Here is a 25,977-nt window from a genome sequence, read left to right on the forward strand (position 1 = left end):
GCACAGTGGTCGCCCAGCCCCCTGTCACAGCGGCCCGCCCTGCGGCGTCCTCCCGGCATGACCCCGACCGATATCTTCCAGACCCACCGCCCCCGCCTGTTCGCCCTGGCCTACCGCCTGCTGGGCAGTCGCAGCGACGCCGAGGACATCGTCCAGGACGCCTGGCTGCGCTGGCAAGGCGCCGACACTGCCGCGATCCGCGACCCGGAGGGCTGGCTGGTCACCGCCACCACGCGGCTGGGGCTGGACCGGCTGCGGGCCGTACGCAATGCCCGGGTTCAGTACGTGGGGCCGTGGCTCCCCGAACCGCTGGAAATCGCGCTCGATCCCGATCCGCTGCACGACCCGGCGCAGCGGCACGCGCTGGCCGACGAGGTCTCGGTGGCCTTCCTGGCCCTGCTGGAGCAGCTGAAACCGGACGAGCGCGCCGCGTTCCTGCTCAAGGACGTGTTCGACTACGACTACCCCGAGATCGCCCCGCTGCTGGACCACAGCCCGGCCAACTGCCGCCAGCTGGTGCATCGCGCGCGCCAGCGGCTGCAGGCCGGCAAGCCGCGCTTCGATGCCTCGCCCGAGCAGCACCGCGATCTGCTGACCCGCTTCATGGATGCCTCCCAGCGTGGCGACCAGGCCGCGATCCTGTCGCTGCTGCACGCCAATGCGGCGATGGTGTCCGACGGTGGTGGTCGGGTCACCGCGGCGATCCGACCACTGCTCGGCGCCGAGCGCATCGCGCAGCTCTACTGGGCCATCGCCCGGCGCAACGGCGCGCATCCGGCACGGATCGGCTACGTCAACGGCGAGCCGGCCATCCTGCGTTTCCAGGGTGCGCAGCTGCACTCGATCACCCTGGTCAGCATCGATGGCGAGCGCATTGCGCAGGTGCTGAGCGTGCTCAATCCGGAAAAACTGACCGCGCTTGTCACAGCCGGCGATGTGGGCACGTCCTCCTGATGAAGACGGCCGATGTGGCCGTCATGGAGTCGTCCGATGTCCACTTCGCCCCGCGTTCCCTATTTCCGTCTGGCCAACGAGGCCATCAAAGGCCTGCTGGCCACCAGCAAGGCCGTGCATGACAGCTCGATCGATCCGACGCTGATGGAGCTGGTGTTCCTGCGCGTCTCGCAGATCAACGGCTGTGGTTACTGCATGGACATGCATGGCACGGCATTGCGCAAGGGCGGGATCGAGCCGCGCAAGCTCGATACGCTGCCGGCGTGGCACGAAAGCCGTTTCTTCGATGCGCGCGAACGCGCCGCGCTGGGCTGGGCCGAAGCACTGACCCGGCTGCCCGACGGCGCGCCCTCGGACGCTGCGTTCGATGCGCTGGCGCCGCACTTCGATGAAAAAGGCATCAGCGACCTGAGCGTGGGCGTGGCCGTGATCAATGCCTGGAACCGGCTGGGCGCCGGGCTGCTGCCGCCGCTGCCGTAACCCCGTAGTGCCGGCCGCTGGCCGGCTCTCCGTACACCCATCCCGCCCCGGTAGTGCCGGCCGCTGGCCGGCTCCACGAACCTCCAACCAACCCGCGGAGCCGGCCAGCGGCCGGCACTACCGTGTGATTGCCGTGCTGCGGTGTGCCGACCAACGGTCGTCACCCACCGTGTGATTGCCGTGCTGCGGTGTGCCGACCAACGGCCGGCACCTACCGTGTGATTGCCGTGCTGCGGCGTGCCGACCAACGGTCGGCACCCACCGGTTGAGATAAGTGCGCGCTTTGGTGTCGTGGCGTGCAACGCATTCATCCCTCCGCCACGGCACGGGCGCGCACAATAGCGGCATGCCCGCCTCCCCCGCTGCCGGTGCGCCCGGCCAGAAGAATCCCAGCCTGCGCGAACGCTTCCAGGCGATGCGCAACCTGCCCCCGTTCCTGCGCCAGGTGTGGCAGACCAGCCCCGGCCTGGCCAGTGCCAGCCTGGGCCTGCGCCTGATCCGTGCGTTGCTGCCGGTGGCGATGTTGTACGTGGGCAAATTGATCATCGACGCGGCGCTGCACCTGAGCCAGCACGAAGCCGGCTTCCCGCCGTTCGGCGAGGCACTGTCCAGCGGCCTGCTCAATCCACTACTCGGCCTGCTCGCACTGGAGTTCGGCCTGGCGATCGTCTCCGACCTGCTGGGCCGCGCGGTGAACTACGCCGACAGCCTGCTCTCGGAACTGTTCACCAACGTCACCAGCGTGCGGCTGATGGAGCACGCCGCCGAACTGGACCTGGAAGACTTCGAAGACCCGGACCTGCAGGACAAGCTGGACCGCGCGCGGCGCCAGACCATGGGCCGGATGAACCTGATGAGCCAGCTGTTCGGCCAGGTGCAGGACGCCATCACCGTGGCCAGCCTGGCGGTGGGCCTGCTGGTGTACGCGCCGTGGCTGATCCTGCTGCTGGCGGTGGCGCTGGTGCCGGCCTTCATCGGCGAATCGCACTTCAACGCGGCCGGCTACTCGCTCAACTTCCAGTGGACGCCCGAGCGCCGCCAGCTCGATTACCTGCGCCAGATCGGCGCCAGCGTGGAAACGGCCAAGGAGGTGAAGATCTTCAACCTGCACCGCTTCCTGATCGAGCGCTACAAGTTCCTGGCCGACAAGTTCTTCCACGCCAACCGGGCGTTGGCACGCAAGCGCGCGTTCTGGGGCACCTTGCTGGCCGCGCTCGGCACGCTGGGCTATTACACCGCGTATGCCTACATCGCGTGGCGCACCGTGCGCGGCGATTTTTCGATCGGCGACCTGACCTTCCTGGCCGGCAGCTTCCTGCGCCTGCGCCAGTTGCTGGAAGGGCTGCTGATCGGCTTCTCGCAGGTGGCCGGGCAGGCGCTGTACCTGGACGATCTGTTCTCGTTCTTCCAGATCCAGCCGGAGATCCACTCGCGCACCGATGCGGTGGCGATCCCGCAGCCGATCACTGACGGCTTCGTGTTCGAGAACGTCGGCTTTCGTTACCCCGATGCGGAAAACTGGGCGGTGCGCCACCTGGATTTCGAACTGCGCGCCGGCGAAGTGCTGGCGCTGGTCGGCGAGAACGGCGCCGGCAAGACCACGCTGGTGAAGCTGCTGGCACGCCTGTATGACCCGGACGAAGGCCGCATCCTGCTCGACGGGCGCGACCTGCGCGACTACGACCTGGATGACCTGCGCGCCAACATGGGCGTGATCTTCCAGGACTTCGTGCGCTACAACCTGAGCGCGGGCGAGAACATCGGCGTCGGCCTGGTCGAAGCAATGACCGACGATGCGCGCATCCGCGACGCCGCCCGCCGCGGCATGGCCGATGAGGTGATCAACGCGCTGCCAAACGGCTACGACCAGCTGATCGGCCGACGCTTCAAGCAGGGCGTGGACCTGTCCGGCGGGCAATGGCAGAAGATCGCCATCGCCCGCGCCTACATGCGCGATGCACAGGTCATGATCCTCGATGAGCCAACCGCCGCACTGGACGCGCGCAGCGAATTCGAGGTGTTCCAGCGCTTCAAGGAACTGTCCGACCAGCGCACCGCCGTACTGATCTCGCACCGCTTCTCCTCGGTACGCATGGCCGACCGCATTCTGGTGCTGGCCGGCGGCCGGATCGAGGCCAGCGGTACCCATGCCGAACTGATGACCCAGGGGGGCCGTTACGCCGAATTGTTCGAGCTGCAAGCGGCCGGGTACCGTTGAAACCCCCACTCCACAAGCCTTTCCGGCCAGTCAATGAGAATTTATCTCATTTGAGATAAACTGGACGGGACAAAACAGATCAGACCCCCACCCCCATGTCTTCCGCTTTCGGCGCCGAAACGGTGCTTGAGGTCCGTCACTGGACCGACGCCTACTTCAGCTTCACCACGACCCGCGACAGCGGCTTCCGCTTCGATAACGGCCAGTTCGTGATGATCGGCCTGGAAACCGAGGCACGCCCGTTGCTGCGCGCGTATTCCATTGCCAGCGCCAACTGGGAAGAGAACCTGGAGTTCTTCAGCATCAAGGTCCAGGACGGCCCGCTGACCTCGCGCCTGCAGCACATCAAGCCGGGCGACAAGGTCCTGGTCGGCAAGAAGCCCACCGGCACCCTGCTGATCAGCGACCTGCACCCGGGCAAGCACCTGTACCTGCTGGGCACCGGCACCGGCCTGGCGCCGTGGCTGTCGGTGATCAAGGACCCGGAAACCTACGAGCGCTTCGACAAGGTGATCCTCACCCACGGCGTGCGTTACGAAAAGGACCTGGCTTACCGCGACCTGTTCGAGAAGGAACTGCGCGAGCACGAATTCCTCGGCGAGATGATCGGCGACAAGCTGCTGTACTACCCGGCCGTCACCCGTGAGGCGTTCCCCAACCAGGGTCGCCTGACCTCGTTGATGGAAAGCGGTGAAATGCAGAAGACCCTCGGCCTGCCGCCGCTGGATCCGGAAAACGACCGCGCCATGATCTGCGGCAGCCCGCAGATGCTGGCCGACCTGCGCACCGTGCTGGACAGCCGCGGCTTCCAGACCTCCCCGCGCATCGGCACCCCGGGCCACTACGTCTTCGAGCGCGCGTTCGTCGAGAAGTAAGCGCGAATGGCGCACCGAAGGTAGAGCCACGCCACGCGTGGCTGAAGCCTTCCACGCACCCATTCGCCACCCGGTAGAGCCACGCCATGCGTGGCTGAAGCCTTCCACGATCCATGTCTGCGAGGAGCCGGCCAGCGGCCGGCACTACCTTGCCGCGATCAGGCGGGGGCGAGTGCCCGTATCACCCCAGCGCCGCCTCGATATCCCCGCGCAGCGATTCCGGCTTGTCGGTCGGCGCATAGCGTTCCAGCACCTGCCCATCGCGCCCGACCAGGAACTTGCTGAAGTTCCACTTGATCCCGCGCGTGCCCAGCAGCCCGGACTTCTCCGCCTTGAGCCACTGCCACAGCGGATGCGCGCCCTCGCCGTTGACGTCCACCTTGTCCGACAGCGGGAAATCGACCGCGTAGGTCAACGAGCAGAAATTGCGGATCTCGTCGGCGTTGCCCGGCTCCTGGTGCCCGAACTGATCGCACGGGAACCCGATCACCACCAGCCCGCGTGCCGCGTACTCCCGCCACAACGCCTCCAGCCCCTCGTACTGCGGGGTGAAGCCGCACTTGCTGGCCACGTTGACCACCAGCAGCACCTTGCCCCGGTACTGCTCCAGCGGCTGTGGCTGGCCGGTGAGGTCCACGAACGAGAAATCGAATGCGCTGGTCATGGGAAAGGCTCCGGTGGAAGGGGATCATCTTAGCGCCGTGGGGGTGTGGGGCTGCTGCCGAGAGCAGCCACCCATGGGGTGGCTCTACCGATTCGGGTTCATGCGGAGGAGGCCAGCGGGCGGCACCTGCGGTTCCAACACAGCAATCGGACGTCAAGCGATTCGACGCCTGCTCCAACCCGCAATCCCATGCCTTTCGACACAAGCCCCACGCCATCGCGCCGGGGTAACCTCGTGCACTTGTCTGACCGGAGAATTCCCCTTGACCACCCGCCTTGCCCTTGCCGTCGCCGTGACCCTCGGCCTTGCCCTGCCCGCCTATTCCGCCGTCGCCGCCGCCCCCGTGGCCGCCAACGCCCAGCAGGCCAACCCGTTCTTCGCCGACAGCCCCCTGCCCCTGCACTACCCGCAGTTCGACAAGATCAAGGACAGCGACTTCGCGCCCGCCTTCGACGCCGGCATGGCCCAGCAGCTGAAGGAAGTGGAGGCAATCGCCAACAACAAGGCCAAGCCGACCTTCGACAACACCCTCATTGCCCTGGAAAAGAGCGGTGACACCCTCGACCGCGCCACCACCGTCTTCTTCAGCCTGGTCGGCGCCGACACCAACGACGCCCGCAAGAAGCTGCAGGCCGACTACTCGGCCAAGTTCGCCGCCCACAGCGACGCCATCGCCCTCAACGGCAAGCTGTTCGCCCGCATCCAGGCCCTGTACGACACCCGCACCCAGCTCGGCCTCGACGCCGAAGGCGTGCGCCTGGTCGAGAAGTACTACGACAGCTACGTCCGCGCCGGCGCCAAGCTCAATGATGCCGACAAGACCAAGCTCAAGGCGATGAACGCCGAGCTGGCCAACCTGGGCACGAAGTTCAGCCAGAACGTGCAGAACGAAGTGAATGCCTCGGCCGTTGTGGTGGACGACGTCAAGCAGCTCGACGGCCTGTCCGCCGAGCAGATCGCTGCCGCCGCCGAAGCCGCCAAGGCCCGCAAGCTGGATGGCAAGTACGTCATCGCCCTGCTCAACACCACCGGCCAGCCGCCGTTGACCAACCTGCGCAACCGCGAGCTGCGCCAGAAGATCTACGAAGCGTCCGTCACCCGCGGCAGCCGCGGCGGTGAGTTCGACAACACCGCGCTGGTCTCGCGCATCATGCAGCTGCGCGCCGACAAGGCCAAGCTGATGGGCTTTGCCAACTTCGCCGCGTACAACCTGACCAACCAGACCGCCAAGACCCCCGAAGCGGTCAACGCCATGCTCGGCCAGCTCGCCCCGGCTGCGGTGGCCAACGCCAAGCGCGAAGCCGCCGACCTGCAGGCCATGATCGACAAGGAACAGAAGGCTGCCGGCAAGCCTACCTTCCAGCTCGAAGCGTGGGACTGGGCCTTCTACAGCGAGAAGGTGCGCCAGGCCAAGTACAACTTCGACGAGTCCCAGCTCAAGCCGTACTTTGAACTGAAGAACGTACTGGAAAACGGCGTGTTCTTCGCCGCCAACCAGGAATACGGCCTGACCTTCAAGCAGCGCACCGACCTGCCGGTCTACCACGACGACGTCACCGTCTATGACGTGTTCGATGCCGACGGCAGCCAGCTGGCGATCTTCATCTTCGACCCGTATGCACGCGCCTCCAAGCGCGGCGGCGCCTGGATGAACTCCTATGTGTCCCAGTCCGAGTTGACCGGCTTCAAGCCGGTGGTGGCCAACCACCTCAACATCCCCAAGCCGCCGGCCGGCCAGCCCTCGCTGCTGACCTGGGATGAAGTGACCACCACCTTCCACGAGTTCGGCCACGCCCTGCACGGCATGTTCTCCAACGTGAAGTACCCGTACTTCTCCGGCACGGCCGTGCCGCGCGACTTCGTCGAGTTCCCCTCGCAGGTCAATGAAATGTGGTCGGACAACCCGGCCATCCTGAAGAACTACGCCAAGCACTACCAGAACGGCACCGCGATGCCGCAGGCACTGCTGGACAAGGTGATCGCCGCGGCCAAGTTCAACCAGGGCTTTGCCACCACCGAGTACCTCGGTGCGGCCATGCTGGACCAGCGCTGGCACCAGATCGGTCCGGACCAGGTCCCGGCCGCCAAGGACGTGATGGCCTTCGAGCGCGCCGCGCTGGAGAAGGACGGCATCTACTACGCGCCGGTCCCCCCGCGCTACAAGACCCCCTACTTCAGCCACATCATGGGCGGCTACTCGGCCGGCTACTACGCCTACATCTGGTCCGAAGTGCTCGATGCCAACACCCAGAAGTGGTTCCGCGAAAACGGTGGCCTGAGCCGCAAGAACGGCGACCATTTCCGCCAGACCCTGCTGTCCAAGGGCGGCAGCGTGGATGCGATGGAACTGTTCCGCAATTTCGCCGGGCATGAGCCGCAGATCGAACCGCTGCTGGAAAAGCGTGGTTTGACCGGTGGTGATGGCAAGAAGTAAGCGTTCGATTCAACGACGCGTGTAAACAGGACCGCCCGGCAGTGCCGGGCGGTTTTTTGTTGCCGATCACGTGAGAGGATCCCGCCCCCCCCCCATCAATGGGCTTGTGGATCAAAGTACGCTTCCCACGTGCAGGACAATGCCGACAGCGCGCAGGCTCGGGTGAACGCCGTCTTCGCGCGTGCCGGCTCGCTCAGGTTGATCAACGCCACCCCCAGGTTGAAGTAGGCATTTTTGTCCCGGCTGCCCAACGCCAGCGCCCGTCGCAGCGGCGCAAGCGCCTGCTCGTGCTGACCCCGATCGCATGCAACCGCCCCCAACGCGGTAAGCAACCGCGCATCATCAGGATGGTGGCCCAGTGCATTGGCAAGAAACTCATGCGCAGACCGCAGCGCTCCCTCCGGATCGGATGCTCCTGCGAAGGCAGATTGAACCCGCTGACCAGCGGCCAGAAGGGCGTCAAGCACGGTCACGTCGTCGAAGGTCATGAACACATCGTAGTTGGCTGCCTGCTTCGGCGACAACCGACGAATCACATGGATTGAGTTCAACAGCGCGGCGTCACAGTGGCGATCAAGCTGACAGTGGCAAGAGCAATATTGAAGCCTGATATGACGCATCAACCGTGTTCTCGGATCCTGCTTTGCACAGGTCGCCGAAGCAGCCCTGATCGACCGCCAGGCCGGCAGGACTGGGGCATCTGCGCCGCCGCCATCACCGCGGCGCGATATACCCACCCGGTACGCCGTTGGGCGACAACACCAACTGCCACAACTGCGAATTCCGGCAGCGGAAGCTCGCCATCGACGCCGCCAGGTAGAACCGCCACATCCGCTTGAAGCGCGCGTCGTAGCGCTGCGGGTCAAGCCCGCCCCACGCCTGCTCGATGTTCAATCGCCATGCCTGCAGCGTGCGGTCGTAATCGGTTCCAAAACTGTGCCAGTCCTCCAGCACGAACAATCCTTCACACGCGGCGGTAATCTGCGCCGCCGAGGGCAGCATCGAATTGGGGAAAATGTAGCGGGTAATCCACGGATCGGTGCGATGCCGCGAGATATTGCTGCCGATCGAATGCAGCAGGAAAAGGCCGTGCGGGTGCAGGCAGCGCCGCGCCATTTCGAAGTAGCCGCGGTAGTTCTTGTCGCCGACATGCTCGAACATGCCGACCGAAAAAACCGCGTCGAAGGTTTCTTCGACGTCGTGGTAATCCTGCAGCCGGATCTCGATCGGCAACCCGGCGCACAGCTGGCGCGCGTAGTCGGCCTGCTCCTGGGAAATGGTGATGCCCACGCCGGACACGCCGTAGCGTTCGGCGGCGTACTTCAGGGCTTCGCCCCAACCGCAGCCGATATCGAGCACGTGCTGGCCCGGGCGCAGCCCGAGCTTGCGGCAGATCAGGTCGAGCTTGGCTTCCTGCGCCGCATCCAGGTCCATCGCATCGCGCCAATAGCCACAGCTGTAGACCAGGCGGCGGCCAAGCATCGCTTCGTAGAGGTCGTTGCCGAGGTCATAGTGGCGCTTGCCAACCTCGAAGCTGCCATTGCCGGCCTGCAGGTTGAACAGACGCGCCTTGAGCGCGTCGGCGACTTCGCGCCAGCCGTGCACGCGATCGTCCAGGTGTGCCTGCATCAGGTGATACAGGAAGTCGTCCAGCGCGGCGGCGTCCCACTGGCCGTCCATGTAGCTCTCGCCCAGGCCGAGTGAGCCGTGAGCCATGACCCGCGTGTAGAACTGCGGGTCATGGACGTGGATGTCATGCGGCCGGTCACCGTCGACGGTGATTCCCGCGTCGTGCAGCAACAGCGTCACTCGTCGTTGCAGTCCCGCGTCCACGTCGCCTCCGTCGATCAGCCCTGGGCAAACAATCCCGCATACGCCGCACCGACATGCGGCGCCAGTACGTTGGCCGGCACATCCACGGTCTGGGTGCCATCCGAATACGGCCCCACCTGGTAGGGCGGGAACACGAAGCGTACCGCGCTGATCTTGCCATCGGTGCCGGTCAGCGGCTGGAACTGGCTGAAGTTCTCCGCGCTCGGCTCGGTGCCGTCGGCGATCATCCGGCTGGCGCTGCGCAGCGATTCCTGCAGTTGGCCCGGCTCCATGTCTTCGCTGCTCAAGCGGGTGGCCACGCGCTCGCGCAGCTGGTCACCGATGTAATCGCTGACCGCCTTCCAGCCCTTGGCATCTGCCACCAGCTTGTCGGCGGTGAGCATCTGCTGCTGTTCGGGCAGCCACACGAAGCGCGCCACCAGCGGCTCGCCATGGGCACCGCCGGTGTAGCGGCTGCCATCGGCGCTCACCACCACCAGTTGCGGGGTTTCCAGCACTTTTTCGAAGCTCAGCGACAGCTCGTAGGGCATGGTCGGCTTGTCGTTGCCCAGACCATCGACGGCCTGCTGCAACTCGCCGCGCGCGGCAGTGGCGTAATCGGCCAAGGCCTTGGCCAGGCCCGGGTACTTGGCGATATCGGTCGGGTAGCTGATCCCGATGACGGCCTGCGGCGTGTTTTCGATCACGTCGCGCAGCTCAACCGGCGCTGCGGCGACAGGCGTTTCAATGTTCGCCGGCTGCGGGGCGGTCGCGCCATCGGCCGGTGCCGTGGCGGTGTCGCCCGCGTCGCGCTTGCAACCCGCCACCAGCACCAGGCCCACGGCCATGGCCAACGCGCTGGCGCGCAGCGCGCGACGGTTTACTACGATGTTCATTGCAATCCCCTTGTTGAAACCCAGCATCATGGTGTGTCGTCCCTGAAGCGAGACCGCCCGCGGTCAACCGGCGAGCAGGTCGTCGTATTCCTCGTGTCGTTGCATGAAGGCTTCGGCGTAGGCACACGCCGGCACCACTTTGTATTTGTGTTCGCGCGCATAGCGTAGCGCCACCTTGGTCAACTCCCCGGCAGTACCGCGCCCGGCGATCGGCTCAGGCACCTCGGTGTGGGTGATGACCATCCGCTTCTGTCGTTTCAGCGACGTGATCTGGTAGTCCAGCAGCGCCAGGTGCCCCTGGATCCGGGCCTGGAAACGGTGGTTGGCCAGATCGTGCTCCACCTCGTACGCCAATCCGGGCGGGGTGACCGAAGCCATGGGCGGTGTCTCCTGCGGCAACTGACGCGATAGTGCGCAGCGTAGCGCCATGATCGCGTGAAGCCTGAACAGGGGCAAGCAGCGACGCTGAGCGTCACTTCCGGACCCCGTGCCCTGCCCGGGCAGGACGGGGGCACCGGCGCCTTGCCACGCGGCCGGTCATCGCCATGCCGCCATCAAAGCGCGGTGCTGGGCGCCGCTAAAGTCTCGTTGGTTCAAGCCGATACCGGTAGCGGACAGGGCGTGAAAGCTGGCACGAGTTTTGCGACACCTGCCTGCCCGAATCCGTTTTACCAGGAGGTCCTCATGGACAACGCACCTACCTCCCCGGCCCCGGCCGATGCCGACAGCTCGCTGCTGGAAGGCCTGTTCCAGCTGGCCGTGAACGGCCAGACCAACGGCTGGGAATTCGATCAGATCGACAACGAGGTCTACGCCCGCCTGCTCAGCGCGTACGGCACCGACGGCAAGAAAGTAGCGTAACGCGTCGTTTGCAGGGGGCACGACCCACGGTCGCGCCCTTCCGCCGGCTGCTGCCGGCGTTCCTGGACCCGGCAGGTGCCGACCGTGGATCGGTACGGCGGTATCCCGGCATCACCCCAGCGGACGGAAGCTCGGGTTGCTCAGCTCGCGCAGGAAGTGCTCGAAAATCGCCGGGCGCATCGCCAGCATGAAGATCACCCCGAACGCGGCACCGGCCAGGTGCGCGCTGTGGTTGATGCGGTCGCCGCCACGGCGGTCCATCCAGATGCTGTAGCCCACATAGAACGCCGCGTAGATGATCGCCGGCGCCGGGATGAAGAACACGAAGATCACGCTCCACGGGCTGAGCAGGATGAAGGCGAACAACACCGCCGACACCGCGCCCGACGCGCCCAGGCTGAGGTAGTTCGGGTTCTTCTGGTTCTTCAGGTAGCTGGGCAGGATCGACATCACCAGCGCGCCGAGATAGAACGCCGGATACGTCAGGTAGCTGCCGGTCAGCTGGATCATCACCGACTCGATCTGGCCGCCGAAGAAGAACAGCGTGATCATGTTGAACGCCAGGTGCGCCAGATCCGCGTGGATGAACCCGTAGGTCACCAGGCGGTCGTACTGGCGGAGGCGGTCCACCGCCGGCGGCCACAGGATCAGGCGGTCGCCGAGCTTGCGATTCTTGAACGCCATCCACGACACGATGACGGTGATGGCGATCAGCAGCAGGTTGACGGGGGTCATGTCAGGGCTCAGGCCGTACGGTAGTTGTCGACCATACGATAGCGCCTGGCATACCAACCGAAGGCCAACGCGGCGAGGAAGGCGAAACCGGCGAAGAAGAACATCAGGAACGCGGCCTCGCTCAGGCCGGTACTGGCGATCTTGTGGGTCACCGTATCGTTGCGCACGGCAGCGTTGGACAGCAGCACCCACAGGTTGCCGATGGTGGTGGTCAGGTTCCAGAAGCTCATGACCACGCCCTTCATCGCCTGCGGCGCCTGGCTGTAGGCGAACTCCAGGCCGGTGGCCGAGACCAGCACCTCACCGAAGGTCAGCAATGCGTAGGGCAGCATCTGCCAGAAAATCGACATGACGTTGCCGCCATCCATCATCACCTGGATGCCACCGACCACGACCCAGGCCAGGCCGCTGAAGGCGATGCCCACGGTCATGCGGCGCAGCGCGGTGGGCTCGACGCCGAAGCGGCGCAGCGCCGGGTACAGCACCAGGTTGTTGAACGGGATCAGGATCATCACCAGCAGCGGGTTCAGCGCCTGCATCTGCGAGGCGGTGAACCAGCTCGGCATGGCCATCTGCTGGCCCTGCAGCACCCAGGTGGACGCCTTCTGGTCGAACAGCGAGAAGAACGGGGTGGTCAGGGCGAAGATCACCAGCACCCGCAGCACCGAACGCACGCCTTCGACCGCGTCGGCCGGGTGCACCGCGCGGGCGCGGTCGAGCTGGATCCAGGTACCGCCACCGATACCGACCAGCAGCAGCACCAGCGCGATGCACAGGCAGATCACGATGCCGAGGCTGCCGACCAGGCCCAGCGAGGCCACCGCCAGCACCGCGCCGAGGATCGCCAGGGTGCGGCCCGGACGGCCCTTGCCCGGGACCTCTGCCGACAGCGCGCTACGCACCACGTTGCCGAACGAATGCGGGTCCTTCGGCGGCAGCGGCACGAGCACGTAACGCTTGCGTCCCAGCCAGAACACGAAGGTGGCCACGAACATCAGGATGCCCGGGATGCCGAATGCCCACTGCGGGCCCAGGTTCTTCAGCGCCAGCGGGATCAGCAGCGAGGCGAACAGCGAGCCGAAGTTGATGATCCAGTAGAAGGCGTCGAACACGACCTTGGCCAGATGCTTGTTGCTCTGGTCGAACTGGTCGCCCATGAAGGAGGCCACCAGCGGCTTGATCCCGCCGGCGCCCAGCGCGATCAGGCCCAGGCCGAGGAAGAAGCCCTCCCGGCTGTCCTCGAACACGGCCAGGCAGGCGTGGCCGGCGCAGTAGATCAGGCTGAACCACAAAATGGTGTGGTACTTGCCGAAGAACTTGTCGGCCAGCCAGCCACCGAGCAGCGGGAAGAAATACACGCCGATCATGAAGCTGTGCATGATGTCCTTGGCCTCGCCCGCACGGCCTTCGGCGGTGATCTCCTGCAGCAGCAGCGAGGTGATCAGGAACTGCACCAGGATGTTGCGCATCCCGTAGAAACTGAACCGCTCGCAGGCCTCATTGCCAATGATGTACGGGATCTGGCCTGGCAACTTTCCTTTGCCGGGGCTGGCGGCTGCGATCGTGCTCATCCTATGGGGCTGTCCTGCGAATACGAAAGTGCGGGAGCTTACCGGAAGCCCCCGAGCGGCGCACGCTGCGCCCCTACGTGACAGTAGACGGCGAACATGGCAGCGGATCGCCGCAGATCGCAACGGAAGTCACGAAGCCTCGACGGCGCAAGCGTAAACTTATCGTTATGCGCATGATCTCCATTGCTGTCACGGGACGCTGGCCGGGTTGGCTGCTGCTGATGCTGTTGGCGGCATCGGCCGCGCAGGCGCATGCGCGCCAGTCCGAGGACGCACCGCGTCTGCTCAAGGTGGCCACCCTGGAACTGCCCACCCTGGGCGAGGGCCAATGGGAGCAGCGCCGCGACCAGGTGCTGCAGATGCTCGACGCGCTGCAGCCGGACGTGATCGCGGTGCAGCGCGTGCTGCAGACCCAGGGCCGCAACCCGGCCTGCTGGCTGGCCTCGCGGCTGCGCTACAGCTGCGATTTCGTCACCGCCGATCCGCCCAGCCAGGCACTGCGCCATGGCAGCGCGATGCTGACCCGGCTGCCGGTCAGCGAAGACGGCGTCACCCTGCTGCATCCGCCGGGCCAGTTCAGTGCCGCCGGCATGCTGCGGGTGAAGCTGCAGGAAGAACTCATCAACATCTATGTCGCGCGGTTGCGCCCTGACCCGGACGAGCCGCTGGTGCGCCGCCACCAGACCAGCGACCTGATGACCTGGATCGGCGCCACCGCCGAAGGCCTGCCCTCGCTGATCGCCGGCGATTTCTCGGCCGACACCGCCGAACTGGTGCGCAGCTCGCCAGGTTTCCAGCCGGCGCGCCGCAATCCCGGCGAACGGGTCGACCCGCCGTCGGCGGCCGGCAGCGCGCGCGGCCACGGGCTGGACGTGCTGTTCCAGGTCAAGCACTTCGAGGGCATCGGCCAGCAGGCGCTGAAGCTGCCGGCCAGCGAAGGCAGCGATGCCGACAAGGGCGCCCTGCGGCTGGGGGTGATGGCCACGCTGCGGCTGCAGTCACCGGTGCCGGTCAGCGCCCCCTGATCCACGGCGCGGTGCCGCAACGAAAACGGCCAGGCATCGCTGCCTGGCCGTTTTGTCATCTACCGTGCTGGATCGCTCAGGCGATCGCGGCCTGGTAACGACGTTCGACTTCGTTCCAGTCGACCACGTTGAAGAACGCGCCGATGTATTCCGGGCGACGGTTCTGGTACTTCAGGTAGTAGGCGTGCTCCCACACGTCCAGCGCCAGGATCGGCGTGTTGCCGTCCATCAGCGGGCTGTCCTGGTTGGCGCTGCTTTCCACCACCACCTTCTTGTCCGGGGTGACGCTCAGCCAGGCCCAGCCGCTGCCGAAGCGGGTCAGTGCGGCCTTGGTGAAGGCTTCCTTGAACTTCTCGAAGCCACCCAGCTGCGACTCGATGGCCTTGCCCACTTCGCCGACCGGTGCGCCGCCGCCGTTGGGCGACATCACGGTCCAGAACAGGCTGTGGTTGGCGTGGCCGCCACCGTTGTTGCGCACCGGGCCCTGCAGGTTTTCCGGCAGCGACTTGGTCTTCTTGACCAGTTCTTCGATCGGCAGGTCGGCGTATTCGGTGCCTTCCAGTGCCGCGTTGACGTTGTTGATATAGGTCTGGTGATGCTTGGTGTGATGGATTTCCATCGTGGCCGCGTCGATATGCGGCTCGAGTGCGTCGTAGGCGTAGGACAGCTTGGGGAGGGTATAGGCCATGTGGATCTCCTGGTAGCTCACTCACCCGGCAAAGACCGGGCGTTGCGCTGACGATGATGGGGATGGACGGCAAGCTTACCAAGGCCCATGTAAAGGAAATCTGGGCTCGCGCATGCAGCCTCTGCACACCATGTTACGCAACGGTGACGGCAGCGTGGCGTGGATGGGTCGTTGTTCGGCTGCGCCTCATCGCCCGGCGCACGGTTGACGGTACAGTAGTGGCCACCTTCCCTGCCCCACCCTGCCCATGCGCAAGCCCTTGCTGTTGCTGGTCGCCATCGCGCTGCTGATCGGCGGCCTGGCCACGATCAAATTCGCGCAGCGTCCCCCGGCGCCACAGTTCGCTCCATCGCTGACCCAGCCGGCGGCACCGAACGCACCACTCGCTACCGGGACGCAGGGGGTGAAGCACGATCCGTTGCCGCCGTTCCTCCCGCCCGAGGCACGCCGCACCATCGCACTGATCCAGCAGGGCGGACCGTTCCCGCATCGGCAGGACGGCAGCGTGTTCGGCAACCGCGAACAGCGCCTGCCAGAGCGGCCGCGCGGCTATTACCACGAGTACACCGTCGACACCCCCGGTGCCGGCAACCGCGGTGCGCGTCGCATCGTCACCGGCGGCAATCCGCCGACCGGCTGGTTCTACAGCGACGACCACTACGAGACCTTTCGCAGTTTCGATGTTCCACCGGCCGGGAGCTGGCAATGAACCATGATGGATTCGAGTTGGGCCTGCACGACATCAACAATGCCGGCGTGTATGCGATCGGCAATGGCGATGTGGGCCCGTTGTCGGCCGCGATGCGCGATGCCGGCCTGCGCGTGGTGCAGATCGACCTGGACGGCTGCCAGGACAAGCGGATGCTGTTGACGCGGCTGGCCGGGCGACTGGACTTCCCCACCGGCTTCGGCGGCAACTGGGATGCACTGAGCGACAACCTGCGCGACCTGGCCTGGCTGCCCGCCAACGGCTATGCCCTGTTCTTCAACGACGCCGACGCGCTGCGTGCGCAGGCCGGCGCCGACTTCGACACCCTGCTGGACGTGCTCGACGAGGCCAGCCGCAGCTGGGGCGAAACCAACGTGCCGTTCTGGGCGTTCGTGGCGTTGCAGGATGCCGACGTAAGTGTGGATGCGGACGCGGAACAGGAGCCATAACGTCCCGCCCGATCGACGGCGCCAAGCCATCCGTGGCTCGCAGGTGTCATGAACGCCCGACCGGTAAATCCACGCCATGCGTGGCTGGCAGGTGCCATGAACGCCCGACCGGTAGAGCCACGCCATGCGTGGCGTGGCTCTACCCGGGGGTCGGAACGCCTGACCGGAGAGCAGCCACGCATGGCGTGGCTCTACCCGGGGTCGGAACGCCTGACCGGAGGGCAGCCACGCATGGCGTGGCTCTACCCGGGGGTCGGAAGGCCTGACTGAAGGGCAGCCACGCATGGCGTGGCGCTACCCCCGCCGATGCGGCGGGGCCTCAGCGGCTGCCGTTGTCTTCCTGCAGCTCTTTCTTGAACGGGATGTCCGGCGGCGGACGCGCGATCGCCGGCTGGTCCTGCATGTTCGGATCGCTCAGGCCGCAGCCGCCGCCGAACTGCAGGATCGAGACGACGCAGGAGATCGACGAGCTGGTGCCCGGGATCGGAATCTCCACCGCCTTGATGCCCTTGCGGACCCATTCGGCCAGCAGCGATTCGTTGGGCGCCCAGTACTTGTCGAACGAGGTCGGGGTGTAGTCGTACGGTGGGCGCTTGAGCCAGGTGCCGGACTGGGCGATGCGCTCCTTGGTCCAGCCGTCCTTGTCACCGCCCGGTGCGCCGCGCTCGGTGGTGCCCTTGCCGTCCTGGCCAGGCACGCGCACGCTGCCGTCGGCCTTGAACAGGCTGTCGCCGTGGCTGCCGGTATCGGCGACGGCGCGGCCGTCGAGATCGCGATCCTGCGGATGGTTGGCCGCGCCCCAATCGTCGCCGCGCGTCGGCGCGGCCCAGTTGCCCGGGTTCGCCGCCGGCTTCGCGGCGGGCTGGGTGCTGGCGCGCGCGGTCGAGGGGCTGCTGCTGGTGCTCGGCGTGGTCGCCGTCGCGGTGGACGTCGCGCTCGCCGTGCGCGGCGCGGTGCTGGTCGACGCCGGTGCCGGCCGCGCGGCTGGCGTGGGCACGCTGCGTTCCCGCACTGCAACCTCGGTCGACCTGCCGCTCACGGTGACGTCCCGTTGCGGCACCGTCGCCATCGTCACCGATGGCGCCGTGACGGGCTGGACCTCGCGTTCGCGCACCTGCAGCTCGCGCTGGGGCAGCGTGGCCTCCACGCGTGGACCGGGCACGCGCACCGTGGTCGCAGGCGCCTCGACCACGCTGACCTGGCGCTCGCGCACCGTGGGCTCCGGCGTGCGCAGCTGGGGTTCGGCCGGCCGCGGCACCGCCACGCTGGTGCGCGGGGTCGGCGCCTCGACGGTAGTGACGGTGCGCTCGCGCACGGCGATGTCCTGCGGCTCACGCGGCGTCACCCGCACCTCGGTGCGCACCACGCTGGTGGGCGGCACGACAAAATCCGTGGACGCCTGCGCAACTTCGGTGGCCTGCACCGGCTGCTCGACCGGCGGCGTCACCGGGCTGGGCGGCGTCGGTTGCGGCACCTCGGGTGGCGTGGGCTCGGCACTCGGCTGCGGGGCCGATGCAGACGCCGACGCCCGCGGGCTGCTGGCCGCTGCGTCCGGTTCGCTGGCCGGTGCATTGCTCGGGGCACGTGCTGCCGCATCCGGCGTCGCTTCGCCACCGCCCTCTTCCTGCGGCGTGCCACGCCCCACCAGGGCCACCTGCACGCGGCCACTCTCGCCGCCCTGCTCGGGCTCCACCGGCGGCCGGATCAGCGCAACCCACAGCAGCAGCACGGCAAACAGCACATGCAACAAGAGGCTGATGCTGGCCGAACTCCAGCGCATCCAGCGCTGGTCGCGCGGCGCCGGGTCCCAACCCTGCCACAGCAGGCGTCGGATCGACTGCAGGAAACCCAGCTGCGGCAGACGGCCGCTGGACACCGGCAATGGCCGCTGGATCAGCTCGGCGATAACCTCACTGGCACGGAACGGCCGCGGCAGCGGGGTGAGCGCACGCAGCCACAGGCCCCACCCATACGGCAGGCCCGTGGTTTTTTCGAGGATGCGGTTGTCCGGCTGGCGTGCCAGCAGCCACTCGAGGATGTCGTCAGCCCGGCGCAGTGGCACGCAGCGGAATCAGGCGGCGGTGCCGCGCGGAATGTACGGCGCGTTGCCACTCTCGTGGTCGGTCGCGTCGCGCACCGCGGTAATCCCGGGTACCCGCCCCATCAAGGTCTTCTCGATGCCCTGCTTGAGGGTCACATCGGCCATGCCGCAGCCCTGGCAACCGCCGCCGAAGCGCAGCAGCACCACGCCATCGGCGGATACTTCCTGCACCGCGACCTTGCCGCCGTGGGAGGCGAGCTGCGGATTGACTTCGTTCTCCACCACCCAGCGCACGCGCTCGACCAGCGAGGATGCGTCGGTGGGGGCTTCGCCCTTGATCTTGGGGGCCTTGATGGTGAGCTGCTGGCCACCGGTGGCGTTGCTGACGATGTCGATGTCGGCACCGTCCAGCCAGCCCACGCTGGTGGCATCGACGTAAAGGGTGAAGCCATCGCAGTCCACCGCCCACTCATCGCCCATCAGGTCGGTGGGCTCGGCGAACTCCAGGCGGGCGTCGGCACGCGGGGTGCCAGCATCGACGGCGCTCAGGCGCACGCCCATGCCGGGCACGGCCTCACGCTCGATCAGCTTGCGGAAATAGGTCTGGGCAGTGTCGGATATCTGGATCATCGGGCTATTCTAGCCACTTACATGTTATGCGCTCATTCGGTTTATACACCGTCCGGCGCATCGTTCAGGCATCTTGCAACACGAAAGGGAGTGGAGGATTTCATGGCCGACCTGATTCCGCTGGCGCAGGCGCATTGCGTGCCGCGCAAGGGCAGCGACCACAAGCTGGGCGAGGCCCGGGTGGCCGAACTGCTGGCGCAGATTCCCGGCTGGGCACTGGCCGAGCAGGGCCAGGCGCTTACCCGCACCTTCCGCTTCGACAATTACCACGGGACCATGGCGTTCGTGAACGCGCTGGCCTGGGTGGCCCATCGCGAAGACCACCACCCCGACCTGGGCGTGCATTACGACCGGGCCGTGGTGCGCTTCTCCACCCACGATGTGGGCGGCCTGAGCGAAAACGACTTCATCTGCGCAGCCAAGGCCTCGAGCCTGACGGAGTGATTCCATGAAACTGCAGTGCCTCGTGTTGTCCAGCCTCGCCCTCGTCAGCCTGGCCGGCTGCAACAAGCCGGCCACCCCGGCCGCACCGGTCGCCGCGCCCACCGACGTGGCCGCGGTGAAGACCCCGCCGCCGCAGTACCCGATCGAACTGGCCTGCCAGGGCATCGGCGGCACCAGCACCTTCAAGGTGGTGATCGCCGCCAACGGCAAGCCCAGCCAGGTGGCGCAGGTAACCGGCAGCGGCAATGCCCAGCTGGACGAGCTGGCCAGGAAGGCGGTCGAAGGCTGGGAGTTCAAGGCGGCCACGCGCAACGGCCAGACCGTGTCGACCACGATCCAGGTGCCGGTCAGCTTCAACCCGCCGCAGCCCAAGCCGGACGAGTGCTTCGCGGTGGAAGAGCGGCTCCGCCGCGGCGGCTGAGCGCCGTCGTCCTATGAGGCCAGCCGCCGCAAGCCTCTCCTTCACGCGCCCCGCCCGGGGCGCGTTGCACTTCTACAAGGACGCTGCGGCGCATGCTCGACATTTCGGCTGAACACGTATGGGTGGCCCTCGCCGTGACCCTGGCCGCCGGCCTGGCAACCGGCATCGGCAGCTTGATGGTGGTGTTCTCGCGCCGCCCGAACCCGCGCCTGCTGGCGTTCGGGCTGGCCTTCGCCGGCGGGGCGATGGTGTTCGTGTCGCTCACCGAGATCCTCAACAAGGCGATCGACTCGTTCACCCAGGCCTACGATGCGCGCCTCGGGTTTGCCTACGGCACGGCGGCGTTCCTGGCCGGGGTGCTGCTGATCGTGGTCATCGACCACCTGATCCCCAACCCGCACGAGAGCCTGGACAAGCAGGACCCGCTGTTCCGCGACAACAACAAGGCCTACATCAAGCGGGTCGGGATGCTGACCGCGATCGCGATCACCGCACACAACTTCCCCGAGGGCCTGGCCACCTTCTTCGCCACGCTGGAGAGCCCGTCGGTGGGCATGCCGCTGGCCTTCGCCATCGCCATCCACAACATTCCCGAAGGCATCGCGATCGCGGTGCCGGTGTACTTCGCCACGCAGAACAAAGGGTACGCGGTCGGTGCCAGCCTGTTGTCCGGCCTGGCCGAGCCGGTCGGGGCGGTGATCGGCTATTTCGCGCTGTCGGGCGTGCTCAACCACGCCACCTTCGGCTGGGTGTTCGGGCTGATTTCCGGGGTGATGGTGTTCCTGGCCCTGGACGAACTGCTGCCGGCGGCAAAGCGCTACGCCAAGGGTCACGAAACGGTTTACGGGCTGGTGGCGGGCATGGGCAGCCTGGCAGTCAGCCTGGTGCTGTTCAAGTGGTGATACCCCACCCGGCCACCCCCGGCACGCACCAACGGTAGTGCCGGCCGCTGGCCGGCTGCTTTTGGTTGGGGCATGCGGGGAGCCGGCCAGCGGCCGGCACTACCGTTGGCCGTCAACCGACGGCCGGTACCTGGGGTTTATTTCAACCGGTTCAACACCTCGGCCAGCTCGTCGGCCAACGGCGCGTTGAGCAGGTACGGGGTCTTGCCGTTGTCGAGGAAAAACTCCAGCGAGGCCGCGTGCAGGAACAGGCGTTTCAGCCCGATCTGGTCACGAAGGCGCTTGTTGACGTCCGGATCGCCGTACTTGTCGTCACCGGCCACCGGATGGCCCAGATGCTGGGCGTGCACGCGGATCTGGTGGGTGCGGCCGGTTTCGATGCGCACCTCGCAGTACGAATGCCCGCCCTTGCGCTCCAGGACCTTGAAGTGGCTGATCGATTCTTTGCCGATCGGATTGACCTGGACGTGACGCTCGCCGCCCTGGCGAAGCCCCACATGCAGCGGCGCGTCCACGGTCATCGTGCCGTCGGGCATGCGCCCCACCAGCAGGGTCAGATAGTGCTTGCGGATGCCCGAGCCGTGGTCTTCACGCAGCAGCGCCTGCAGCTCGCTCAGCGCCGAGCGCTTCTTTGCCACGATCAGCAGCCCCGACGTGTCCCGGTCCAGCCGGTGCACCAACTCCAGGGTCTTGCCGGGCCGCAGCGCGCGCAGGGTTTCGATCGCGCCGAAGCTGATCCCGCTGCCGCCGTGGCTGGCCACGCCGGACGGCTTGTTCAGCGCCAGCAGCCGATCGTCTTCGAACACGATGGCATCTTCCAGCCGCTTCATGAACGCGGCGGGCGGACCGGCCTTATCTCCTTCTTCATTGAGACGGACCGGAGGCACGCGCACCTCATCGCCGGGCTCGAGCTTGCGCTCTGCCTTGGCGCGGCCGCCGTTGACCCGGACCTGGCCACTGCGGACGAGCTTGTAGATCAGGCTGCGCGGTGCACCCTTGAGCTGGCCGAGCAGGAAGTTGTCCAGGCGTTGCCCTGCCCGGTCGGCCGGGACAGTGAGGATACGTACGCTGGTCATGGCTTCAGCGGCTTTCGGGGTGGGCTCGGTAACGGTCATTGGCCTTTTATTCTGTTACACTCGGCGGGCGAGATAAGGGATTGATTTCGTTGGAAGTTGCTCTGGGCCAGAAGCCCGACTTCCCTCGATTCCGGCACAGTGCGCAGCCACCGCCCCCGGGGCGGCCATGTTAGCGGCTCACCGGCGGTCCCGGCCATCGCCGGATGCCTGACAAGCGTCTGAGCTGAAAAACATGTCCCTGTGGCGCTCCAGCCTGGCTGAAAGCTGCCTCCGGCCCCGTTACACCCAAACCAAAACAAATGAAGCGCTCCCGCGGCCTGCCGTGGTGTTGTAGCGCTGGAAACCCAAGCCGCCCTCCCCGCGCCTGCGCGATGGGCGACGAAGCGTGACCAGAAGCGAAACCCCATGGCGTTCCGCGCGGTAGCAGCGCGCGAGGAACGCAAGAATGAAGCGAATGCTGATCAATGCCACGCAGGCCGAAGAGCTGCGGGTAGCCATCGTGGATGGCCAGACGCTGTACGACATCGACATCGAACAGCCGTCCAAGGAACAGAAGAAGTCGAACATCTACAAGGGCCGCATCACGCGCCTTGAACCTTCGCTGGAAGCGGCCTTCGTCGAGTACGGTGCCGACCGCCATGGCTTCCTGCCGCTGAAGGAAATCTCCCGCGATTACTTCCAGGCTGGCGTCGACCCGAACAAGGCCGGCATCCGCGAGCTGCTGCGCGAGGGCCAGGAAGTGGTGGTCCAGGTCGACAAGGAAGAGCGTGGCAACAAGGGCGCCGCCCTGACCACGTTCATCTCCCTGGCCGGCCGCTACATGGTGCTGATGCCGAACTCGCCCACTGCCGGCGGCGTCTCGCGTCGCATCGAGGGTGAAGACCGCGCCGCGCTGAAGGAAGCGCTGGACAAGCTGAACATCCCCGACGACATGGGCGTGATCATCCGCACCGCCGGCGTCGGCCGCGATGCCGAAGAGCTGCAGTGGGACCTGGATTACCTGCTGCAGGTGTGGAAGGCCATCGCCGAAGCGGCGCTGACCAAGCCGGCCGCGTTCCTGATCTACCAGGAGTCGCGCCTGATCGTGCGCGCCCTGCGCGACTACCTGCGCGCCGACGTCGGCGAGATCCTGGTGGACACCCAGGAGCTGTACGACACCGCCCGTGAGTTCATGCAGCAGGTGATGCCGCAGACCCTGCGCAAGCTCAAGCATTACACCGACGACATCCCGCTGTTCAACCGCTTCCAGATCGAATCGCAGATCGAAGGCGCGTATGAGCGCAACGTGCGCCTGCCGTCCGGCGGCTCGATCGTGGTCGACCAGACCGAAGCGCTGACCGCCATCGACGTCAACTCCTCGCGCGCCACCAAGGGCAGCGACATCGAGGACACCGCCTTCCAGACCAATCTGGAAGCGGCTGAAGAAGTGGCCCGCCAGCTGCGCCTGCGCGACCTTGGCGGCCTGGTGGTCATCGACTTCATCGACATGGCCTCCAACAAGCACCAGCGTGAAGTCGAGAACCGCCTGCAGAACGCGCTCAAGTACGACCGTGCGCGCGTGCAGCTGGGCCGCATCTCGCGCTTCGGCCTGATGGAAATGAGCCGCCAGCGCCTGCGTCCGAGCCTGGGGGAATCCAGCCAGATCGTGTGCCCGCGTTGCGACGGTCATGGCCGCATGCGCAGCGTCGAGTCGATGTCGCTGTCGATCATCCGCGTGGCCGAAGAGCATGCGATGAAGGAGAACACCGGGCAGGTGCTGGTCCAGGCCCCGGTGGAAATCGCCAACTACCTGCTCAACGAGAAGCGCAGCGCCCTGCGCGAGATCGAACAGCGCCATGACGCGCCGATCGTGATCGTCGCCGACGAACAGCTGCATACCCCGCACTACGAAGTCACCCGCCTGCGCGAGAACGAGCTGGGCGAAGAAAGCGGCAAGCCGAGCTACCAGCGCGGCACCCCGCGCAAGCTGCCGGTACACGCGCTGACCAAGGCCCAGCTGAACATCCCGGCTGCCCCGGTGGTGACCCAGGTCAAGCACAGCCAGCCGGCCCCGGTGCGCGAAGCGCCGGAACCGGAAGCCGCGCCGATCCCGGTCGCCCCTGTAGTGGTGGCCGCACCGGCCGCCACCGGCGTGGTCGGTTGGCTCAAGCGCATCTTCGGCGGCGAGCCGGCCCCGGCCGCTGCACCGCAGCCGAGCGGTCGTCCTGCCCAGGACGGCAACCGCAACAACCGCAACAAGGATCGCAACAAGGACCGCAACGGCGGTCGTCGCGATGAGCGTGGCGAGCGTGGCGGCAACGGTCAGGGCCAGGCCCAGGGCCGCGGCAACAAGGACCGCGCCGAGCGTGGCGAACGTGGCGGCAAGAACGAGCGCCGCGACGAGCGTCGCCAGGACGTGGCCGCACCGGCCGCAGCCGCTGCACAGGTGCAGGCACCGGGCCAGGGCAAGCCGCGCGGTGAGCAGCAGCCCAAGCAGCCGCGCAACGAACAGCAGCAGCCCAAGCTGAAGCAGCCCCGCCAGAACCAGAACCCGCAGCAGCCCAAGCCGCAGCAGGGTGAGGGTGACAAGCCGGCCGCCAGCGAGAGGCCGGCCCGTCAGCCACAGGCCGATGCGCCCAGGCCGGTCGACACCGCCGCACCCGTCGCCGATGCCGCCGTGCTTGCCGCCGCGGCGGTGACCGGTGCCGACGGCGTCGCGCCGCATGCAGCGGTACAGCAGGACGACAGTGCCCCGCACGCAGCCTCCGCTGCGACCGAGGAAGCCGCGCTGACCACCGGTGAAGCCGGTGAGCAGACCGACGGCCCGGGCAATGCCGACGACGCCAACGGTGATGGCGGCTCGCGTCGTCGTCGCGGCCGTCGCGGTGGCCGTCGCCGTCGTCGTGGCAATGGCGACTCGGCAACGGGCAGCGAAGGCTTGAACGATGACGCCGGTCTGGACGACGACGGTGACGACCAGGATGGCGACCAGGACGGTGCAGATGCCGCCCGGGCCGAACGTCCGGCCGCCAACAACGGTCAGCCACAGCCGGAGTTCGACTTCGACGACGACAGCGGCAATGCGCCGGCCCCGGCCGCACCGGTCCAGGCCCCGCGCCCGGCCCCGGTGGCTGCTGTCGCCGCCGCTGCACCGCTGGCCGTGGTGAGCAGCCCGGTGGTGACCGCCGGCCACGCCGAGGCCAGCCCGGCCCCGGAAGCGGCCGCACCGTCGTACACCGACCGCGTGCCGTTCGTGGAATCGCCGACGCCGGCGCCGGCCGTGGTGCAGACCCCGAAGCCGGCGGCCGCGCCGCATGCCGAAGCGCCGAAGGCTGCCTACGCTGCCCCGGTTGTCGAGACGCCGAAGGCGGTTGAAGCCGCTCCGGTGGTCGAGACCCCGAAGGCCGTTGAAGCTGCCCCGGTTGTCCAAGCCCCGAAGGCGGTTGAAGCCGCTCCGGTTGTCGAGGCCCCGAAGGCCGTTGAAGCTGCCCGGGTTGTCGAAACCCCGAAGGCGGTTGAAGCTGCCCCGGTTGTCGAGACCCCGAAGGCGGTTGAAGCTGCTCCGGTTGTCGAGACCCCGAAGGCCGTTGAAGCTGCCCCGGCTGTCGAGACCCCGAAGGCCGTTGAAGCCGCTCCGGTTGTCGAGACCCCGAAGGCGGTTGAAGCCGCTCCGGTTGTCGAGACCCCGAAGGCCGTTGAAGCTGCCCCGGTTGTCGAGGCGCCGAAGACTGTCGAGGCGGCACCCGCCGCCGTGACCGTCGACGCCAGCCACGACGCCCGTCCGGTGCAGTCGAGCATGCTCGACGCCGCGGTCGATCCGATCCAGGCAGCGCCGGAAAAGGTGGCACCGGCTCCGGCCGCCCGTGTCGAGGCCGCCCCGGTGGTGCACAACGGCCAGCTGTTCGGCACTGCCGCCAGTGACGCCCCGGCAAGCACCGATGCAGCCGCCCAGGCCGCACAGGCCGAGGCCCGCGAGGACATCCCGACCGATGTCGCGCAGACCGACGCCACCGACAAGCAGGATCAGGAAAGGAACGACAAGGCCTGATCCCGCCCACGCGGTACGCAACACCCAGACAGCGGCCTTCGGGCCGCTGTCTGCGTTTGGGGATC

24 protein-coding genes are annotated in these 25,977 nt (G+C 66.9%); 13 read left to right on the top strand and 11 right to left on the bottom strand.

What is annotated here, in order from left to right; translation table 11 throughout:
* Positions 1-57: 57 nt before the first annotated feature.
* The 4 genes from NR101_RS05400 (at position 58) to NR101_RS05415 (ending at position 4,527) form a co-directional block, all read left to right on the top strand.
* The gene (locus NR101_RS05400) at positions 58-954 is read left to right on the top strand and encodes an RNA polymerase sigma-70 factor (protein ID WP_256775564.1); all 897 of its coding nucleotides are present in this window, start codon (positions 58-60) and stop codon (positions 952-954) included.
* Positions 955-990: 36 nt separating this feature from the next.
* Positions 991-1,434, top strand: coding sequence for a carboxymuconolactone decarboxylase family protein (locus NR101_RS05405; RefSeq protein WP_256775565.1), 444 nt, complete (start codon positions 991-993; stop codon positions 1,432-1,434).
* Between the two features lie 346 nt (positions 1,435-1,780).
* Entirely contained in the window at positions 1,781-3,652 is a 1,872-nt protein-coding gene (locus NR101_RS05410; protein WP_256775566.1) for an ABC transporter ATP-binding protein, read from the top strand.
* A 95-nt stretch (positions 3,653-3,747) separates the two neighbouring features.
* Complete coding sequence (locus NR101_RS05415) at positions 3,748-4,527, top strand: ferredoxin--NADP reductase (protein ID WP_256775567.1); 780 nt, start codon at positions 3,748-3,750, stop codon at positions 4,525-4,527.
* A 181-nt stretch (positions 4,528-4,708) separates the two neighbouring features.
* Here the strand turns inward: NR101_RS05415 and NR101_RS05420 are convergent, their stop codons facing one another.
* Positions 4,709-5,191 (bottom strand): glutathione peroxidase, encoded by a 483-nt coding sequence (locus NR101_RS05420; RefSeq protein WP_256775568.1) that lies wholly within the window; start codon positions 5,189-5,191, stop codon positions 4,709-4,711.
* A gap of 262 nt (positions 5,192-5,453) precedes the next feature.
* Between NR101_RS05420 and NR101_RS05425 the strand changes: the two genes are divergently transcribed.
* Positions 5,454-7,625, top strand: a complete 2,172-nt coding sequence (locus NR101_RS05425; RefSeq protein ID WP_256775569.1) for a M3 family metallopeptidase — start codon at positions 5,454-5,456, stop codon at positions 7,623-7,625.
* 95 nt (positions 7,626-7,720) lie between these two features.
* On the opposite strand, the gene NR101_RS05430 is transcribed toward NR101_RS05425, so the two are convergent.
* The 4 genes from NR101_RS05430 to NR101_RS05445 form a co-directional block, all read right to left on the bottom strand.
* Entirely contained in the window at positions 7,721-8,245 is a 525-nt protein-coding gene (locus NR101_RS05430) for a hypothetical protein (protein WP_256775570.1), read from the bottom strand.
* Between the two features lie 94 nt (positions 8,246-8,339).
* Entirely contained in the window at positions 8,340-9,458 is a 1,119-nt protein-coding gene (cfa, locus tag NR101_RS05435; RefSeq protein WP_256775571.1) for a cyclopropane fatty acyl phospholipid synthase, read from the bottom strand.
* Between the two features lie 14 nt (positions 9,459-9,472).
* Entirely contained in the window at positions 9,473-10,333 is an 861-nt protein-coding gene (locus NR101_RS05440; RefSeq protein ID WP_256775572.1) for a DUF3298 and DUF4163 domain-containing protein, read from the bottom strand.
* Positions 10,334-10,396: 63 nt separating this feature from the next.
* Positions 10,397-10,711 carry a GNAT family N-acetyltransferase gene (locus tag NR101_RS05445; protein WP_256775573.1) on the bottom strand — a complete coding sequence of 105 codons (315 nt, stop codon included), beginning with the start codon at positions 10,709-10,711 and terminating at the stop codon, positions 10,397-10,399.
* A gap of 306 nt (positions 10,712-11,017) precedes the next feature.
* Here NR101_RS05445 and NR101_RS05450 point away from each other — a divergent pair, with 306 nt between their 5' ends.
* Positions 11,018-11,194 carry a hypothetical protein gene (locus NR101_RS05450; RefSeq protein WP_256775574.1) on the top strand — a complete coding sequence of 59 codons (177 nt, stop codon included), beginning with the start codon at positions 11,018-11,020 and terminating at the stop codon, positions 11,192-11,194.
* A gap of 111 nt (positions 11,195-11,305) precedes the next feature.
* On the opposite strand, the gene NR101_RS05455 is transcribed toward NR101_RS05450, so the two are convergent.
* The gene (locus tag NR101_RS05455) at positions 11,306-11,929 is read right to left on the bottom strand and encodes a rhomboid family intramembrane serine protease (protein WP_256777713.1); all 624 of its coding nucleotides are present in this window, start codon (positions 11,927-11,929) and stop codon (positions 11,306-11,308) included.
* 8 nt (positions 11,930-11,937) lie between these two features.
* Positions 11,938-13,500, bottom strand: a complete 1,563-nt coding sequence (locus NR101_RS05460; protein ID WP_256775576.1) for an oligopeptide:H+ symporter — start codon at positions 13,498-13,500, stop codon at positions 11,938-11,940.
* A gap of 221 nt (positions 13,501-13,721) precedes the next feature.
* Here NR101_RS05460 and NR101_RS05465 point away from each other — a divergent pair, with 221 nt between their 5' ends.
* Positions 13,722-14,525, top strand: a complete 804-nt coding sequence (locus NR101_RS05465; protein ID WP_256775638.1) for an endonuclease/exonuclease/phosphatase family protein — start codon at positions 13,722-13,724, stop codon at positions 14,523-14,525.
* A gap of 76 nt (positions 14,526-14,601) precedes the next feature.
* Here NR101_RS05465 and NR101_RS05470 read toward each other — a convergent pair whose 3' ends face one another.
* Positions 14,602-15,213 (bottom strand): superoxide dismutase, encoded by a 612-nt coding sequence (locus NR101_RS05470; RefSeq protein WP_256775577.1) that lies wholly within the window; start codon positions 15,211-15,213, stop codon positions 14,602-14,604.
* A gap of 247 nt (positions 15,214-15,460) precedes the next feature.
* Here NR101_RS05470 and NR101_RS05475 point away from each other — a divergent pair, with 247 nt between their 5' ends.
* Both NR101_RS05475 and NR101_RS05480 read left to right on the top strand, forming a co-directional pair.
* On the top strand, positions 15,461-15,922 hold the full coding sequence (locus NR101_RS05475) for a ribonuclease domain-containing protein (protein ID WP_256775578.1): 462 nt from the start codon (positions 15,461-15,463) through the stop codon (positions 15,920-15,922).
* Positions 15,919-16,371: a barstar family protein gene (locus NR101_RS05480; protein ID WP_256775579.1), complete on the top strand. Its 453-nt coding sequence runs from the start codon at positions 15,919-15,921 to the stop codon at positions 16,369-16,371. Before NR101_RS05475 ends, NR101_RS05480 begins: the two co-directional genes overlap by 4 nt.
* Positions 16,372-16,690: 319 nt before the next feature.
* Here the strand turns inward: NR101_RS05480 and NR101_RS05485 are convergent, their stop codons facing one another.
* Positions 16,691-18,433, bottom strand: coding sequence for a hypothetical protein (locus NR101_RS05485; protein ID WP_256775580.1), 1,743 nt, complete (start codon positions 18,431-18,433; stop codon positions 16,691-16,693).
* Between the two features lie 9 nt (positions 18,434-18,442).
* On the bottom strand, positions 18,443-19,042 hold the full coding sequence (locus NR101_RS05490) for an NfuA family Fe-S biogenesis protein (protein ID WP_256775581.1): 600 nt from the start codon (positions 19,040-19,042) through the stop codon (positions 18,443-18,445).
* Positions 19,043-19,144: 102 nt separating this feature from the next.
* On the opposite strand from NR101_RS05490, the gene NR101_RS05495 reads away from it, so the two are divergent.
* From NR101_RS05495 to zupT, 3 genes are all read left to right on the top strand, one after another.
* Positions 19,145-19,486, top strand: coding sequence for a 4a-hydroxytetrahydrobiopterin dehydratase (locus NR101_RS05495; RefSeq protein ID WP_256775582.1), 342 nt, complete (start codon positions 19,145-19,147; stop codon positions 19,484-19,486).
* 4 nt (positions 19,487-19,490) lie between these two features.
* Positions 19,491-19,907 carry an energy transducer TonB gene (locus NR101_RS05500; RefSeq protein WP_256775583.1) on the top strand — a complete coding sequence of 139 codons (417 nt, stop codon included), beginning with the start codon at positions 19,491-19,493 and terminating at the stop codon, positions 19,905-19,907.
* Between the two features lie 92 nt (positions 19,908-19,999).
* Entirely contained in the window at positions 20,000-20,809 is an 810-nt protein-coding gene (gene zupT, locus NR101_RS05505) for a zinc transporter ZupT (protein WP_256775584.1), read from the top strand.
* Positions 20,810-20,946: 137 nt separating this feature from the next.
* Here zupT and NR101_RS05510 read toward each other — a convergent pair whose 3' ends face one another.
* Positions 20,947-21,885, bottom strand: coding sequence for an RluA family pseudouridine synthase (locus tag NR101_RS05510; RefSeq protein WP_256775585.1), 939 nt, complete (start codon positions 21,883-21,885; stop codon positions 20,947-20,949).
* Between the two features lie 445 nt (positions 21,886-22,330).
* Here NR101_RS05510 and NR101_RS05515 point away from each other — a divergent pair, with 445 nt between their 5' ends.
* Complete coding sequence (locus NR101_RS05515; protein WP_256775586.1) at positions 22,331-25,912, top strand: Rne/Rng family ribonuclease; 3,582 nt, start codon at positions 22,331-22,333, stop codon at positions 25,910-25,912.
* Positions 25,913-25,977: the final 65 nt, after the last annotated feature.

The sequence above is a fragment of the Stenotrophomonas sp. Ste86 genome (genome assembly GCF_024519465.1).
Lineage (GTDB): Bacteria > Pseudomonadota > Gammaproteobacteria > Xanthomonadales > Xanthomonadaceae > Stenotrophomonas.

What these genes read in the sequence shown, in the direction of transcription:
- NR101_RS05415 (WP_256775567.1), top strand. Translation starts at nt 3,748, where the DNA reads ATGTCTTCCGCTTTCGGCGCCGAAACGGTGCTTGAGGTCCGTCACTGG.
- zupT (WP_256775584.1), top strand. Translation starts at nt 20,000, where the DNA reads ATGCTCGACATTTCGGCTGAACACGTATGGGTGGCCCTCGCCGTGACC.
- NR101_RS05445 (WP_256775573.1), bottom strand. Translation starts at nt 10,711, where the DNA reads ATGGCTTCGGTCACCCCGCCCGGATTGGCGTACGAGGTGGAGCACGAT.
- NR101_RS05440 (WP_256775572.1), bottom strand. Translation starts at nt 10,333, where the DNA reads ATGAACATCGTAGTAAACCGTCGCGCGCTGCGCGCCAGCGCGTTGGCC.
- NR101_RS05495 (WP_256775582.1), top strand. Translation starts at nt 19,145, where the DNA reads ATGGCCGACCTGATTCCGCTGGCGCAGGCGCATTGCGTGCCGCGCAAG.
- NR101_RS05490 (WP_256775581.1), bottom strand. Translation starts at nt 19,042, where the DNA reads ATGATCCAGATATCCGACACTGCCCAGACCTATTTCCGCAAGCTGATC.
- NR101_RS05455 (WP_256777713.1), bottom strand. Translation starts at nt 11,929, where the DNA reads ATGACCCCCGTCAACCTGCTGCTGATCGCCATCACCGTCATCGTGTCG.
- NR101_RS05450 (WP_256775574.1), top strand. Translation starts at nt 11,018, where the DNA reads ATGGACAACGCACCTACCTCCCCGGCCCCGGCCGATGCCGACAGCTCG.
- NR101_RS05510 (WP_256775585.1), bottom strand. Translation starts at nt 21,885, where the DNA reads ATGACCAGCGTACGTATCCTCACTGTCCCGGCCGACCGGGCAGGGCAA.
- NR101_RS05500 (WP_256775583.1), top strand. Translation starts at nt 19,491, where the DNA reads ATGAAACTGCAGTGCCTCGTGTTGTCCAGCCTCGCCCTCGTCAGCCTG.
- NR101_RS05460 (WP_256775576.1), bottom strand. Translation starts at nt 13,500, where the DNA reads ATGAGCACGATCGCAGCCGCCAGCCCCGGCAAAGGAAAGTTGCCAGGC.
- NR101_RS05405 (WP_256775565.1), top strand. Translation starts at nt 991, where the DNA reads ATGTCCACTTCGCCCCGCGTTCCCTATTTCCGTCTGGCCAACGAGGCC.
- NR101_RS05400 (WP_256775564.1), top strand. Translation starts at nt 58, where the DNA reads ATGACCCCGACCGATATCTTCCAGACCCACCGCCCCCGCCTGTTCGCC.
- NR101_RS05480 (WP_256775579.1), top strand. Translation starts at nt 15,919, where the DNA reads ATGAACCATGATGGATTCGAGTTGGGCCTGCACGACATCAACAATGCC.
- NR101_RS05465 (WP_256775638.1), top strand. Translation starts at nt 13,722, where the DNA reads ATGCTGTTGGCGGCATCGGCCGCGCAGGCGCATGCGCGCCAGTCCGAG.
- NR101_RS05475 (WP_256775578.1), top strand. Translation starts at nt 15,461, where the DNA reads ATGCGCAAGCCCTTGCTGTTGCTGGTCGCCATCGCGCTGCTGATCGGC.
- NR101_RS05420 (WP_256775568.1), bottom strand. Translation starts at nt 5,191, where the DNA reads ATGACCAGCGCATTCGATTTCTCGTTCGTGGACCTCACCGGCCAGCCA.
- NR101_RS05470 (WP_256775577.1), bottom strand. Translation starts at nt 15,213, where the DNA reads ATGGCCTATACCCTCCCCAAGCTGTCCTACGCCTACGACGCACTCGAG.
- NR101_RS05515 (WP_256775586.1), top strand. Translation starts at nt 22,331, where the DNA reads ATGAAGCGAATGCTGATCAATGCCACGCAGGCCGAAGAGCTGCGGGTA.
- NR101_RS05410 (WP_256775566.1), top strand. Translation starts at nt 1,781, where the DNA reads ATGCCCGCCTCCCCCGCTGCCGGTGCGCCCGGCCAGAAGAATCCCAGC.
- NR101_RS05430 (WP_256775570.1), bottom strand. Translation starts at nt 8,245, where the DNA reads ATGCGTCATATCAGGCTTCAATATTGCTCTTGCCACTGTCAGCTTGAT.